This window comes from Undibacterium sp. FW305-107 (assembly GCF_058788535.1).
This window is the reverse complement of the sequence record NZ_JBYTAV010000002.1, coordinates 481,784-496,514: the sequence shown is the minus strand read 5'-3', so window position 1 is coordinate 496,514 and position 14,731 is coordinate 481,784. Positions and strand designations below refer to the sequence as shown.

Sequence of the window (14,731 nt, the reverse complement as noted above, 5' to 3'; positions counted from 1 at the left end):
TGCCCTAGCCATGACGGAAAAATTTATTCCGCTATCAGAATTAAAACGATTTAGCCCTGCATTGTCTGTTCCAGAAGTATTGAAAACACCCGATGGTCAATTGCAGGATGCCTTGTCACGCCCCCTGCATGACCTGCGTATCTCAGTAACGGATCGTTGCAACTTCCGCTGTGTATATTGCATGCCCAAAGAGGTCTTTGATAAAGACTATCAATACCTGCCGCACAAGTCGCTGCTGAGCTTTGAAGAAATTACCCGTGTCGCCAACATATTTGTCGCGCATGGCGTCAGAAAAATACGCCTGACCGGCGGTGAACCGCTACTGCGCAAACATCTGGAACGCCTCATAGAAATGCTGGCCAGGCTAAGGACCATTGATGGCAAGCCGCTGGACCTGACGCTGACGACGAATGGCTCGCTGCTGGCGCGCAAGGCGCAAAGTCTGAAGGATGCCGGCCTGACCCGCGTCACAGTTTCACTGGATGCCTTGGACGATGCCATTTTCAAGCGCATGAACGATGTCGATTTTTCTGTCAATGAAGTGCTGGAAGGTATCGCTGCCGCCGAAGCCGCAGGCCTGGGGCCGGTGAAAGTGAACATGGTCGTCAAAGCAGGTTTGAATGACCATGAAATCATTCCCATGACCCACTACTTCAAGGGTAAGCCACATATACTCAGATTCATAGAATACATGGATGTCGGCGCTTCCAACGGCTGGAAACTGGATGAAGTCATCCCTTCTTCGCAAGTCGTGCAGCGCATACAAGACGCTGGTATGCCGTTGCTTGCCATGGATGCCAACTACACTGGAGAAACAGCCGCCCGCTGGCGTCATGCCGATGGCAGTGGCGAACTGGGTTTCATATCCAGCGTCACCCAGACCTTTTGCCACGACTGCAGCAGAGCCCGGCTGTCAACAGAGGGCAAGCTCTACACCTGCCTGTTCGCCAGCCATGGCCATGATTTGCGTGCTTTGTTACGTGATACTCAACAGCACCCTGACCTGGCGATCGCCAATGTAATCGCCCAAATCTGGCAACAGCGTACAGACCGCTATTCTGAAATGCGCAGCCAAAATACGCCTGGCCAAGAGCGAAAAAAAATAGAAATGTCTTACATAGGCGGCTGATAACAGTATCATAAGTACTTTAGACTTCAGCAAGCCGATTTTCGTGTCAATTTCCAAGCCCTCTATAGACAAAAACCTCATCACCGGCCTGGTATTGGCAGGCGGCCGAGGGACACGCATGGGTGAGGTAGACAAGGGCTTGCAATGCCTGCATGGAAAAGCCATGGCTTTACATGTCCTGCAAAGACTGGCAACACAAACCGCCACTGTCATGATCAGCGCCAACCAGAACACGGGTATCTATCAAGAGTTTGGCTTTCCAGTCTGGCCAGATCACATGCAAGGCTTTGCCGGACCTTTGGCAGGCATACAAACGGGCCTGCTGCATTGCATTACACCTTACCTGCTATGTGCATCCTGCGATTCACCATTTTTGCCGCTTGACCTGGCAGACCGATTATCATCCGCCCTATTGCAAAGCAATGCCGATTTGGCCGTCGCAGTAACCTGGGAAAACAGGGATGGAGTGCAGCAAAAACAAAGCCATCCTGTATTTGCCTTGATGAAAACCAGGGTATTAGCCGGGCTGACAACTTATCTGGAAAATGGTGGGCGCAAAATTCAAGCGTGGCATACCAGCCTGCAAATGTGCGAAGTCTTGTTTGAAGACAATACGGCGTTTCGCAATATCAATACACTGGAAGAATTACGGGAACTTGAGAACTGATATGAATACCTCGCCAGCATCTGACAGGAACTTGCAGGACATCACTGGATGCATGTCCGACTACGATCCTGAAGCTCTCTCAGTGCAGCAGGCGCAAGACATCATGCGCGCATATATCCAGCCTGTTTGCGGCATGGAAAAACTCACCATACGCCAAGCCTTGGGGCGCGTGCTGGCAACCGACATCATCTCACCCATCAATGTGCCTGCCCACGACAATTCTGCCATGGATGGTTTTGCCTTGCGGGGCGAAGATTTGGGGGGCGTGCAAGAGCTGAATCTGGACATCATAGGTACTGCCCTGGCAGGCGCTGCGTTTATGGGCACAGTCATGCACAATCAATGTGTACGCATCATGACGGGTGCGGTCATGCCTGCAGGTTGTGACACTGTCGTACCACAGGAATTCACAAGCAAAGTCAGCGATACCCAAGTCAAATTAAGCGCAGGCAATTTGCGTGCAGGAGATAACCGCCGCCTGAAAGGCGAAGATCTGGCAATCGGCAAAGTCGCCATACGCAAAGGAAAAATACTCGCCCCGGCTGATCTGGGTTTATTAGCCTCTCTCGGCATCCCAGAGGTCACCGTACAGCGGCGCTTGCGTGTCGCCATTTTTTCTACTGGTGACGAATTACGCTCTTTGGGTGAAGAACTGGAAGCAGGCTGTGTCTATGACAGCAATCGCTATACCTTGTACGGCATGCTGACACGCATGGGTTGCGATGTGCTGGATATGGGTGTGGTTCAAGACAATCCAGAGGCACTGGAAGCCGCCATGCGCAGCGCTTGTGAAAATGCGGATGCAATTATCACCTCAGGTGGCGTCTCTGTCGGTGACGCTGACCACACCCGGCAAATGATGCATAGTCTGGGGGATGTGGCTTTCTGGAGCATCGCCATGCGCCCCGGTCGTCCTATGGCTTTTGGTAAAATCACATCGGCAGGCAAAAGTGCTTATTTATTCGGCCTGCCTGGCAACCCAGTTGCCGTCATGGTTTCTTTCTATTTTTTCGCCCGCCAGGCTTTGCAGCAACTGATGGGGGCGAACGTCCCTCCCTTGCCGCTATTTAGCGCCAAATCGAACGCAGACATACGCAAGCGCCCAGGACGTACGGAATACCAGCGCGGCATACTGGCCATGCGCGACGACGGTGAACTTGGAGTCAGCATCACAGGTTCACAGGGCTCAGGCATTTTGCGCTCCATGTCAGAAGCAAACTGCATGATCATCCTGCATCATGATCAAAGTGCTGTAGCTGCCAGCGAAAAAGTCAGTATTTTGCCGTTTGAAGGTCTGATTTAAGTAGAATTTATTTCTTCAATACGGTCACAATTGTATAGAAATCGTAACAGCTGCCAACTTGGCGTTCAAAATCTGCTCAAGCAAAGTAAAATACGGCAGTTTAATTAATTTTGGAGAACAGTTTGAAAGCGACAACATGGCTCTTGGGTGCCTGTGCATCTCTCGTATTACTTAGTGGCTGCGGCGGCTCCAAGTCGGACACACCTGCAGTAATACCTTCCGTAACAAAAGTCACAACGGATCAGGTGGTTTATCGCAAGGTCACCAACTTCACCATTACCGGCCAAAATCTGGACAAGGGCTATAACGCCAGTATCCCTGCCTGCCTGACCATTACTGAATTAGCGGGTGGCACGGCTACACAACGTGTTTTATCCTGCAAACTGGTCAACGTTGGTTCAACAACCTACTCCATTACAGCAGCAAATGGCACAACGCTGTACTCTGGCTTAGTTAATCTGACACTGCCAGCGCAGCCGCAAGTCACCATGACGACGAGCCTGGGCACTATCGTATTGGAATTGAATCCGGCTAAAGCCCCGATTACTGTCGACAACTTCCTGAACTATGTCGAAAGTGGCTTCTATGTAAATAAAATTTTCCATCGCGTGATCAAGAGCGCCATCGTTCAGGGTGGTGGCTTCACCTCCGATTTGCAACAACCTGCAACACAGCCTGCCATCAAGCTGGAAACACCAAATGGCCTCAGCAATTTGCGTGGCACTATCGCCATGGCCCGTACCAGTGATGCCAACTCTGCGACAGCCCAGTTTTACCTGAACGCGGCTGACAATACCGGTTTTGACGGCCTGACAGCGGGCACTGGTTATGCAGTATTTGGCAAAATTGTGACTGGCCTGGATATCATGGACAAGATCAATGTCGTGCCAACTACAACAGCTGGCGGCATGTCTGATGTGCCTGTGACACCTGTATTGATTAATTCGATGGTACAAACACAATAACATGCTATGCTGCACTTAGCAGCGCTCATGAAATTTGTTAAAAAAACAGGAGCCTCGTGCTCCTGTTTCACTTTTGGGATGGAGTAAAGATGAAAAAACAATGGCAAGCAATCTTGTTGGCAACTGCGCTGACAGCAATGGCGATGTGCACGGCAACTGCCGCTGATGCGTCTAAAAAGGCATCGGCAAGCGCCCCAGCTTCCAGCTCAGCCTCTGCGGCTGCATCGGCTTCAGCGTCTACCAAAGCCGAACTCATGGATCTGAATAGCGCGACAAAAAAAGAACTGGCAACCTTGCCTAAAATTGGTGATGTGCGCTCAGACGCGATTATCAAAGGCCGTCCATACAAAGGCAAGGACGAATTACTTAGCAAAAAAATATTGCCTGAAGATGTCTATAACGGCATCAAAGATTTAGTGATTGCCAAACAAAAAACCGCAGAGAAAAAATAAAAATGTAAACCTGTGCAGTGTCTGTAAAATCTGATCTCAGACATTGCACAAAATAGCTTGCCTTTGATCGTGTAGCGCTTTGCCGTGGCAGTGAGGTTCTATGTCAAGCAGGTTTTCACATTTCATTCTATGCATCAGCATGCTTGCCCTGGCAACACAGGTATATGCGGCAGATGACAGCAAGCCATTTACCATCAGTGGTTTTGGCACACTTGGTGTTGTGCACAGTAACACCCGCAATGTCGATATAGTCCGTGACCTGACACAAAATGATGGTGTCGGTTTTACCAGACAAACTGATTTTGGCACGGATTCCAATTTCGGTATCCAGGTCAACAAAAACATCAATGACAATATCGACGCAGCTTTGCAAGTCGTCAGCCGTCGCTCAGCAAATAAATTTCAACCAGAAATCACCTGGGCATATGCTCGTTATCTACCCAATGACAATCTGCAATTGCGTGCAGGCCGCTTGGGATTTGATGTTTACCTTCTGGCTGATTCCCGCAATGTAGGCTATACCTACCAATGGGTCAGGCCACCCATCGACTTCTTTGGCAGCCTGATCATTTCCTACTTCGATGGCGCAGACATGGTGGTTTCCAAACCACTGGGCACCGGCCTATTGCGGGCGAAAATTTTTGCGGGTGTGGCCAGAGAAAAAACTTCGACAGGCAGCCCGGATGAATTTTTATCCCTGAACCGCTCACGCCTGCTTGGTGGTCATATTGAATACCAGACTTCAAACTGGATATATCGCCTGGGTTATAGCGAACTCAAATTCAAAAATGAATTTCCACCTTTGCAAACACTGCTGGATAGTCTGCGTTCACCTTACCTGAACGCATTTGTTCCCAGTGCAGCAGGGCTGGCAAATGACTTATCCCTGACCGATAAAAAATTCACCTATTTGTCGGCTGGCATAGCCTATGACCAGGGGCCTTTACAGGCACAACTGATGCTCAATCAACTCAGTTCAGAATCCCTGCTCTTCCCTACCAACAGAGCTGCGTATCTGACCGTGGGTTATCGTATAGATCAATGGACCCCCTATTTCACCTACTCGGCATCCAGGCCGGTGAATAAAAATACAGCGAGTCGATTACCGGCAGGACTCAGCCCTGATCTGGATATGCTGACAGCCGCTTTCAACGACGCGATCAATAATCAATACAATCGCCAGACTACTTTTTCTGTAGGTGTACGCTATGACCTGACTGAGAAAAGCAATGTGAAATTGCAAGTTGACGATATAAAAACCGACGACTATTTTTTGGTCCGGAATAATCAGCCTGGATGGAATGGCAAGGCCAGGCTGATCAGTGTTGCCTACAATTTCATCTTTTAAGAGAAAATGATGAAAGCCGTATGCCACCTTCTCTTGTATCTCAGCTTCTGGGGCTGTTGTCAGGCTGCGCAGGCAGACCTGGTGGTGATTGCCAATCCGCAAAGTGGAATAGAAAAACTAAGCAAGGATGAAGTCATTAATCTGTACATGGGAAGAAATCGCAAACTGGCATCCGGCATGAACGCCATGCCGCTGGATCTGACAGCGGCAAATACAGAGAAGGCGAAATTTTATGCATTACTGGTCAATAAAAATTTGCCTGAAATTAATTCGTATTGGGCCAGACTGATGTTTTCTGGCCAGGGTTCTCCGCCCATGCAGGTAGAATCTGTGGATGAGGTACTTGATATAGTCAGCAGCAACAAGGCAGCAATTGGTTACATAGAGCGCAAGAAACTGGATAAACGGGTAAGAATGATCTACGACCCTACACAGTAAGTGATCCCTGCATGTTAAGACTACTACGTACCAGCATCGTCTATCGTAGCGCATTCATTGTGCTTGGTATCGCTCTGCTCGTAGGTATATTCTTCGCATTGCTCAGCTATCACTTCTCGGCACAATCCGAGCAAGAGCAGGCACGCCAACGCATGCTGGCCTCTTTAAGTACGGTGGAAAATACAGCCAGCATAGCCTGCTTTGTACTGGACCAGAATCTGGCAGCAGAGCTGGCACGCGGCTTATTGAAGAATGGTGACATCAGCCGGGTGCAAATATTCTCGGAAGGCAAAGTCCTTGCTGAAGCAGACAAAAAAACTGCCAAAGTTAGCGATCAATCTGCACTTACCATCCTGCCCGGCATCAGTAAATCCAATCAACTGGTGCATGAAGTTTACTCACCATTTAATCCCAAAGAAAAAGTGTGTGAAATTCACCTGGACCCTAATGTAGATTTCATCAGGGATCAGAGTACTGCCAAAGCGCGCTTCATCGTCTACCTGTTGCTATTGCAAGCGCTGGCAATGGCTTCGGCTGTGGTCTATGTCGTGCTGACCATGATTACCCGTCCCATCAAAAACATCTCGGACAGACTGCATACGCTGGCACCTGAATCCGGTGACAAACTGGGTCTGCCAGACGGCAACGAGAAAGATGAAATCGGCCAACTGGTACGTGACGTCAACACCCTGGTCGCCAGCCTGCTCAAGACACTCAATGAAGAGCGGACATTGCGTATCCAGCATGCCATCGGCGAGAAAAAATTCCAGACTATTTTTGAAAATGCTGAAACCGGCATCTTCCAGCTCAATTTTTCTGGAGAATTACTTTCTTATAATCCAGCCTTTTTACGCATGTTCAGCCTTGATGACCATGGCGGCAAAGCCATTATTGCCAACGCATTGACATCATTATTGGAAGGGCAGGAACTGCGCCTGCATCTGATGATAGATGCAGCAATCAATGAAGCCAGGATCATGTCTGATGACTTTTACATACAGCTGGCAAGCTCGAGCCACAAGAAATGGATCAACCTCGTCATCAGCCCGGCAGAAGATGGTATCTTGCAAGGACTGGTAAATGATATTACCGAGCGCAAATCCCAGGAAGAAAGCGCAAACCAGCTTGCCGTTACAGATCACTTAACCGGGATTAATAACCGTCTGGGATTTGAAAAAGAAATCAGTCGCCTGTCCAAAGAGTATGCCAGCGGCAACGCACAGGGTTTCTTCCTGCTCATGATAGACCTGGATAAATTCAAGCAAGTCAATGACAGCCATGGTCATACTGTTGGCGACCAGGTACTCATACATTTTTCCGTGCTGGTCAGTAACACAGTAAGAAGATCAGATTTTATCGCCCGGTTGGGTGGTGATGAATTCATCATTCTCTTAAAGGATCTGACGCATCTTGAAAAAGCAGAAGAGATTGCACAAAAAATCATTACGCTGGCCAGTCAACCCATCGTCATCAATGAAAGCCTGTCTGTGCAAATCGGTGCCAGCATTGGTATCAGCTATACTGGCCCGAATGAATTCGATGCCAATAACTTGCTCAGACAGGCAGATGCTGCCATGTATGAAGTCAAGCGCAGTGGCAAAAATGCTTATCGTGTAGTACACATTGATGAAAGTAAAAATCAGCAGACAACAGATTCCATTTGAGCATCCAGCATTTCCATGACTACCATCTGGTAAAGGAGATTTGGCCGCAAACTGATTTCCAAAGCGCATGCATAGGTCAGCTTGATGACATGGTCATCATCACTCTCTATTGCCCTGGCAAACAAATCCGACCATGAACAGAGTTGCCTGTATTTTTCCCGCATGCGGCTTTCATAAATAACAGCATCAATCATGGCTGGCGCACCCACCGAGACGTAGGCAGCGCATAGCGCTATCCATAAATCCTGCAATCTGCAGGCAACAGTCGCTGGTTCAAGATAAGGCAATATATGCCGCACGGCGTTGACACCCGTGACGATATGCAAAATCGTAAAATCCCTGGTTTGCCCATAAGCCGAAATAGCCCAGAGCGCCAACTCATCCAGCAAACTCTTTGCGACAGGCATGCCTGGCAAACTATCGAGAAATTGTTCGTCATTGACAACTAAGCGCATTTTTTCAACGATCATCCTGCCCGGATATACTTTCCCTCTCATGTTTTGTGACAAGCTTTGAAAACCTGCTGCAACCGAACTTGCTGGCTGCCGCCCTGACATATTGATTTTGATGTCAAAATTGGTGGCCACCAATGCTGCCAACCCGGCAGCAATTTCCCCAGCATGCTCAGCTTGCAGGCCATGGGCGAGTCGTATCAGGGCATGGAATGCAGTAGTCGCAGGAGCAAATGGGACGAGGGCAAAAATCTGGTTGATGACTTCTTTTACCCCACGTTCAGCGATACGGCTGATAAAACAGGATTGCAAGTCTGCAAAATATTCTCTCTTACCCAGATAAGCCTGAAAATTTTCGTACCGGATCGTCTCATCAAGAAGCAATGCAGGCAAGGCTGGTAAAGCATATGTATCGCGCCAATGCGTAAAGAATTCCTGTAAACGTCTGTCACTCGCCCCCATGCCAGCCAGTGCGCATAAAGCCATGGGGCAGTGATTGGTGGTTCCCTTGCCATTCAGGGCAAACTCCCTGTTCTTGTCCAGCAAGTCTTTAAGAACCACATTGCTGCACATCGCTGTTGTTGAAGCCGTCATTTGCACTCTCCATTGGTTTTGAATTTGTTATAGTATGCAAGTTCAAGTTAACTTGAAGTCAAACACTTTTTTCATGCCCGGGAGAGAAACGATGACTGATGCAAACAATACAAACCTGATCAGCATAGGTGAACTTGCCAAACGATCAGGCATCGCGGCAAGCGCTTTGCGTTTTTACGAAAGCCGGGGTTTGATAACGAGCGTACGCAGTCCGGCGCAGCGACGCCAATTTCCACGGGAAGTATTACGTCGTGTTGCATTTATCAGGGCTGCGCAAACTGCAGGGCTGACACTGGAAGAAATAGAAAACTCCCTTGCCAGCCTGCCCGGCCAGCGAACGCCGACAAAACAGGATTGGGAGAGGCTGTCAAAATCGTGGCACTCCCTGATAGAAGAACGCATCAGGGCATTGACAGCCTTGCGTGACCAGTTAAGTTCATGCATAGGTTGCGGCTGCCTGTCGCTCAAATCCTGTGCGCTATACAATCCGCAAGACATTGCCAATACCAGAGGTACAGGGCCGCGTTATCTGATGGGTGATAAATCTTCCGACTTGGTTTGATCAAGCCGCAGTTTAATTATTCAACATCTGCGTCACTGGCGTCGATACTGGTACCCAGCAGGCTTTGCGCAGTATCTGCAGGCAAAGCTTCTACACTTTTTAGTTTGCGTGTCATTTGCCGCGTCCTGACTTCTGCCTGATCGATATTTTTTGCAGCTTTTTCGAGCGCGATTTTGGTAGCGGTCAATACATCCGCAAATTTTCCAAACTCTGTCTTGACTGCGCCCAGCACCTGCCAGACTTCCGATGAGCGCTGCTCCAGTACCAGACTGCGGAAGCCCATTTGTAGGCTGTTCAGCAAAGCCGACAAAGTCGAAGGACCAGAGATGGAGACACGGCAAGTGCGCTGTAATTCATCAGCCAGACCCGGCCTGCGCATGACTTCGGCATACAGGCCCTCAGTCGGCAGGAACAGAATGGCGAAATCTGTCGTCAGTGGCGGTGACAGGTATTTCTCGGAAATGGTTTTAGCCTCCAGGCGTATCGCCCTCTCCAGCTCTTTGCCCGCCTGCGCAACCCCTTCGGCATCGGCACGTTCTGCGGCATCGATCAGGCGCTCATATTGTTCCTTGGGGAATTTCGCATCAATGGGCATCCATACTGGCGCCCTGTTTTCTTCCTTGCCTGGCAGCTTGATGGCGAATTCCACCCGCTCACCTGAGCCGGGTATGGTTTCTACATTCTTGGCATACTGGTCTGGCGTCAGCATTTGTTCCAGCACCATTTCCAGTTGCACTTCACCCCAAGTACCACGGGTTTTCACATTCGTCAGCACGCGCTTGAGGTCACCAACACCTATCGCAAGCTGTTGCATCTCACCCAGGCCCTGATGGACTTTTTCGAGACGGTCAGAGACCAGCTTGAATGATTCTCCAAGGCGCTGCTCCAGCGTGGCATGCAGTTTTTCATCGACAGTCTTGCGCATTTCTTCTAGCTTGCCTGCATTGTCGGCCTGCAATTGCTGTATTTTTTGCTCCAGCGTTGCCCGTATTTCATTCATGCGCTGGGCATTTGACTCCGTCAGCGCCAACAGAGTTTGATTCAGGCTGTCACCAAAACGCTTCAGGCTTTGACCCTGTTCGTCACGGGCGACCTGTCCTTGCAAAATGAAAGCCTGCCTGAATTGCTCCAGTTGCTGTGCATTGGTTTCATTGAGCTTCACCAGTTGCTGCGAGAACGCATCGATCTGGTTATTTTGCAGCGTTGCCACACTGGTCAACTGGGCAGCCAGGTTTTGTTGCAACTGGCCAAAGCTGCCAGACAGTTCCTGGCGGCCAGTCTGGGCTGTCAATTGCACCTGCTCTCTTAATGCCCGCTCACTGCGCTCTTGCGTCATTTGCGACTGCTGCTGAGTCTGGCGCAGTTGTTCCTGTATGGCGAGTATGCCGTCCACGTCTTGATTATCAGTCTTGCGCAGCAGAAGCACAATATTCAAGATCACGGCCAGCACAGCCAGCAAAAGTATCAGTACCTCAAACAGGCTCATAGAAAAATATTCAGGTGAAAAAGGGATTTCAAATTGCGAAGCTTGGAAACTCAGCCAGGGCGGTTACGCATCCAGTCAGCCGTCTGATAAAACGATTGCATCAAATGCTGCTGCAAATCTTCACTGACGCCGACATCCTGCATGGCCCAGGCCATGCAGCGCAGCCATTGATCACGTTCGCTACTGGCGATGGCATACGGCAGATGACGCGCACGCAGGCGCGGGTGACCAAACTGTTCTATATACAGATTGGGGCCGCCCATCCAGCCAGACAAGAACCAGAATAGCTTGTCACGTGATCCATCCATGGGAGCGGGATGCAGTGCGCGTATGCCGGCAAATTCTGGCTCCAGCTCCATCAAGTCATAAAAACGGTCAACCATCTCGCGCAGTTTTTCTGCACCACCCAGCAATTCATATAAATTGACCTGGGCTTCTTCATTATTTTCAACTTCAGTATTCATGTGATCGCTAATTTAAAACCGTTCTTAAAACCATTCAGAGTGCGGGCCTTGTCTGATGCACCCATAATTGCACTGCAGGTCTTTGCCATTGATAAGCTGCAAACCTGGCTAATTTCTCAGGCACCTGATCGCCATGAAAGGCCAGGCGGTTAATCATCAAGGCAAGATCAAGATCAGCAACTGTCCAGTTACCAAAGAGGTTTTCAGCACTATCTGGTATCAATGATTCGCCAACCAGGAACAATTGCGCTGCTGCTGCCTTAGCTTCATCTGATAAGGGTTCCAGCTTCTTGCCATAGAAGATGACCTGGGTATTGCGCTCTACCCGTATAGGCATCAGGGCGCTGCGTATCCAGGCTTGCACTTGCCTTGCCCTGGCACGGGCTTGCGTGTCTTTGGGATAAACTGCTTGCTGTGGAAATACTTCTTCCAGATACTCGGTAATCGCTGACGATTCGGACAAGGCAAAACCATTATGCACCAGGGTAGGTACGCGCTGCGTCAGCGACGTGGCGGCATAATCTGGCGCATGCTGGGCATCGGCTTCCAGATCTACTGTCAGCAAATCAAAGTTCAGGCCCTTTTCATGTAGCGTGACGAACACCGACATCGCATAAGGGCTGGTAAATTGTGAATCTACATAAAGTTTGATGTCTTGTTTTTGCAAGATAAATCCTTTTAAATTATTTTAATTGAGCGCACTTCTATCAAGCCTCGCGCAGACTTTGCAGAGGTGGCTGATTCAAGACATTGCGCAAACCCAGCCAGCCGCCCACCACGGCGCAAGTAGCACCAACAAACAAGCCTGCCAGCCAGACCAAGGGCGAGAAAGTCCATTCAAAATTGAAACTGAAGCGTGCCAGTGCCCAGCCTATGGCAGATGCGCCAGAAGCTGCCAATACACCAGACAAGCCACCTATCAGCAAGAATTCTATCCACTGCGCCTGTGAGAGTTGCTTGCGGGTTGCACCCAGGGCACGCAAGAGCGCAGCCTCACGCATGCGGACATCCTGCGAGCCAGCCAGCGCTGCGTACAACACCAGCACACCGGAAGCCAGTGTGAACAGGAACAGGAATTCTACTGCCGTAATCACCTGGTCCAGCACGTCCTGCATTTGCTTGATCATGGCGCCAACGTCGACCACCGTCAGGTTAGGGAAATCACGCATGAAGCGGTTGACGAACGTTTTATCTGTTTCAGGCAAACGGAAGGCCGTGATCCAGGTCTGCGGCATATCCACCATGGCTTTTGGGTTGATGATGACGAAGAAATTCACCCGCATCGAACCCCAGTCGAGCTTGCGCAGGCTGGTGATGGTCGATGTCACCTGCTGACCTGCGACATCAAAAGTCATCTTGTCACCCAGCTTCAGCTTCAGGGTTTTGGCTATGCCCTCTTCCACCGAAGCCTCAGCCTCTGTGGCCTTACTATCGTCATACCAGCGACCGGCAGTGATCTTGTTCAGCGCAGGCATGTCGGGCATGGTAGACAGATTGAATTCGCGATCCACCATGCGCTTGGCCTGGTCTTCCATATAGGTGTCGCCAGTAATCTGCTTGTCATTCAAGGCAATCAAACGCCCGCGTATCATTGGATAAAGCAGGGGTTTACCAAAGGCATCGAGTTGTTTGGCAATATCTGCTTTTTGATCTGGCTGTATATTGATGACAAACTGATTTGGTGCATCTGCCGGAGTGGCTTTTTTCCACGCAGTGATCAGGTCACCACGCACGACAGTTAACAACAACAAGGCCATCAAACCAAGGGCAAGGGAGACGACTTGTACAATAGTCGCACCAGGCCGCCTTTGCAGAGCAGTAATAGCGAAACGCCAAGCAGAATGCGCAAATAAAGTACGCATGCGCTTGAGAGAAAACATGCCCAGCCATGCCACCAGAGCGAACACCAGCAAACCAAGCAAAAACCCAGCCGCAGTCATCAAGCCCAGTTTGATATCCGCCGTTTGCCACAGTAACAAAGCCACGAACATGCCGAGGCCGCAGGCATACGTCACCAGCGTCATGGCTTTGGGCGCATCCTGTTCACGTCGTATGACGCGGTTATGCGGCACATTACGCAATTGCAAAATCGGTGGCAAGGCAAAACCTACCAGCAGTAATAAACCTGTGGCGATGCCCTGCACTGCAGGCAAGAAATTCGCATCTGGTAAATCCTTGGCGACCAGTTTGCCCAACCATTCGAGCAGGACATAATGGCCTGCATAACCCAAAACCACGCCTGCGATGCTGCCCAGCAAACCCAGGATCAGGAATTCGATCAAATACATGGACATGACCTGGTTTTGGGTCAGCCCCAGGCAGCGCAACATGGCGCAGGCATCCAGATGGCGCAGCATGAAGCGTCGCGCTGCCATGGCAATCGCAACTGCGGCCAGCATGGCTGACAACAGGCTTACCAGCGACAGGAACTGATCTGCCCTGTCCAGCGTAGCGCGCATTTCCGGGCGACCTGATTCCAGCGATTCGAGTCGTATTCCTTTAAGTTTTTCGCTTTCTATCTTGCCCTGCAATTCTTTTTGATAAGCAGCGATAAGCTTAGAATCGCCAGCCATCAGTAAACGATAAGTTACTCGCGAACCATTTTGTATCAGTTTACTGGCAGGTATATCCGTCAGCGATATCATGGCACGTGGCGCAAAATTCATGAAACCTGCGCCACGGTCAGGCTCTGTACCTATGGTCTGGGTCACCGTCAGTTGCAGCTCACCCAGTTTGATTTTTTGACCTACATTCAAATTCAGGGCCGATAGCAAAGCCGGATCTACCCAGACTGTGCCAGATTGCGGGACGACATCAGTAGCGACTTCTGTTTCACCCTTGTTCAGCTTCAACTTGCCACGTAAGGGGTAATCTGCACTCACGGCTTTTAAAGAGACGAGGCGGGATATCGCCTCATCCCCCTCGCCCGCCAATGCCATACTTGGGAAGACTACTGTTTCTGCCGTCCTGAAACCGCGTTTTTCTGCTTCTTGTCGCCATTCTGGCTTGATGGGCTGGTCAGCAGCGACCAGCAAGTCAGCACCCAGTAACTGATGCGCATCGCGGTTGAGGCCGCTGCGCATCCTGTCCGTAAAAAAACCGACCGAGGCCAGGGAGGCCACGGCGATCATCAAGGCAATCAGTAAAAAGCGCAGCTCACCAGCACGCCAGTCACGCATCGTCATACTGAGAGAGAGTTTGAACATA

14 protein-coding genes are annotated in these 14,731 nt (G+C 50.0%); 9 read left to right on the top strand and 5 right to left on the bottom strand.

Going from position 1 to position 14,731, the window contains the following annotated elements; all coding sequences use genetic code 11:
• Nucleotides 1–10: 10 nt before the first annotated feature.
• The 8 genes from moaA to AC3WQT_RS06285 all read left to right on the top strand — a co-directional run bounded on the left by moaA (nt 11) and on the right by AC3WQT_RS06285 (nt 7,966).
• Nucleotides 11–1,129, top strand: a complete 1,119-nt coding sequence (moaA, locus tag AC3WQT_RS06320) for a GTP 3',8-cyclase MoaA (protein WP_492702940.1) — start codon at nt 11–13, stop codon at nt 1,127–1,129.
• Between the two features lie 43 nt (nt 1,130–1,172).
• Nucleotides 1,173–1,796 (top strand): molybdenum cofactor guanylyltransferase MobA, encoded by a 624-nt coding sequence (gene mobA, locus AC3WQT_RS06315; protein ID WP_492702939.1) that lies wholly within the window; start codon nt 1,173–1,175, stop codon nt 1,794–1,796.
• Nucleotide 1,797: 1 nt separating this feature from the next.
• The gene (moeA, locus tag AC3WQT_RS06310) at nt 1,798–3,099 is read left to right on the top strand and encodes a molybdopterin molybdotransferase MoeA (protein ID WP_492702938.1); all 1,302 of its coding nucleotides are present in this window, start codon (nt 1,798–1,800) and stop codon (nt 3,097–3,099) included.
• Between the two features lie 122 nt (nt 3,100–3,221).
• A complete protein-coding gene (locus AC3WQT_RS06305; protein WP_492702937.1) occupies nt 3,222–4,064 on the top strand; it encodes a peptidylprolyl isomerase in 843 nt (280 codons plus the stop codon).
• A gap of 89 nt (nt 4,065–4,153) precedes the next feature.
• Nucleotides 4,154–4,516 (top strand): ComEA family DNA-binding protein, encoded by a 363-nt coding sequence (locus AC3WQT_RS06300; RefSeq protein WP_492702936.1) that lies wholly within the window; start codon nt 4,154–4,156, stop codon nt 4,514–4,516.
• 139 nt (nt 4,517–4,655) lie between these two features.
• Nucleotides 4,656–5,864: a hypothetical protein gene (locus AC3WQT_RS06295; protein WP_492702935.1), complete on the top strand. Its 1,209-nt coding sequence runs from the start codon at nt 4,656–4,658 to the stop codon at nt 5,862–5,864.
• A gap of 6 nt (nt 5,865–5,870) precedes the next feature.
• Nucleotides 5,871–6,302, top strand: a complete 432-nt coding sequence (locus AC3WQT_RS06290; RefSeq protein WP_492702934.1) for a hypothetical protein — start codon at nt 5,871–5,873, stop codon at nt 6,300–6,302.
• An 11-nt stretch (nt 6,303–6,313) separates the two neighbouring features.
• Entirely contained in the window at nt 6,314–7,966 is a 1,653-nt protein-coding gene (locus AC3WQT_RS06285) for an EAL domain-containing protein (protein WP_492702933.1), read from the top strand.
• Here AC3WQT_RS06285 and AC3WQT_RS06280 read toward each other — a convergent pair.
• Entirely contained in the window at nt 7,942–9,012 is a 1,071-nt protein-coding gene (locus tag AC3WQT_RS06280) for a questin oxidase family protein (protein ID WP_492702932.1), read from the bottom strand. The genes AC3WQT_RS06285 and AC3WQT_RS06280 overlap by 25 nt on opposite strands.
• Nucleotides 9,013–9,103: 91 nt before the next feature.
• Here AC3WQT_RS06280 and soxR point away from each other — a divergent pair, with 91 nt between their 5' ends.
• Nucleotides 9,104–9,574: a redox-sensitive transcriptional activator SoxR gene (soxR, locus tag AC3WQT_RS06275; protein ID WP_492702931.1), complete on the top strand. Its 471-nt coding sequence runs from the start codon at nt 9,104–9,106 to the stop codon at nt 9,572–9,574.
• A 16-nt stretch (nt 9,575–9,590) separates the two neighbouring features.
• Here the strand turns inward: soxR and AC3WQT_RS06270 are convergent, their stop codons facing one another.
• The 4 genes from AC3WQT_RS06270 to AC3WQT_RS06255 are packed head-to-tail and all read right to left on the bottom strand — an operon-like array spanning nt 9,591 to nt 14,730.
• Entirely contained in the window at nt 9,591–11,060 is a 1,470-nt protein-coding gene (locus tag AC3WQT_RS06270) for a DNA recombination protein RmuC (RefSeq protein WP_492702930.1), read from the bottom strand.
• A gap of 50 nt (nt 11,061–11,110) precedes the next feature.
• On the bottom strand, nt 11,111–11,524 hold the full coding sequence (locus tag AC3WQT_RS06265; RefSeq protein WP_492702929.1) for a group II truncated hemoglobin: 414 nt from the start codon (nt 11,522–11,524) through the stop codon (nt 11,111–11,113).
• 34 nt (nt 11,525–11,558) lie between these two features.
• The gene (yfcF, locus tag AC3WQT_RS06260) at nt 11,559–12,191 is read right to left on the bottom strand and encodes a glutathione transferase (protein ID WP_492702928.1); all 633 of its coding nucleotides are present in this window, start codon (nt 12,189–12,191) and stop codon (nt 11,559–11,561) included.
• 40 nt (nt 12,192–12,231) lie between these two features.
• On the bottom strand, nt 12,232–14,730 hold the full coding sequence (locus AC3WQT_RS06255; protein WP_492702927.1) for an ABC transporter permease: 2,499 nt from the start codon (nt 14,728–14,730) through the stop codon (nt 12,232–12,234).
• Between the last annotated feature and the right edge of the window lies 1 nt (nt 14,731).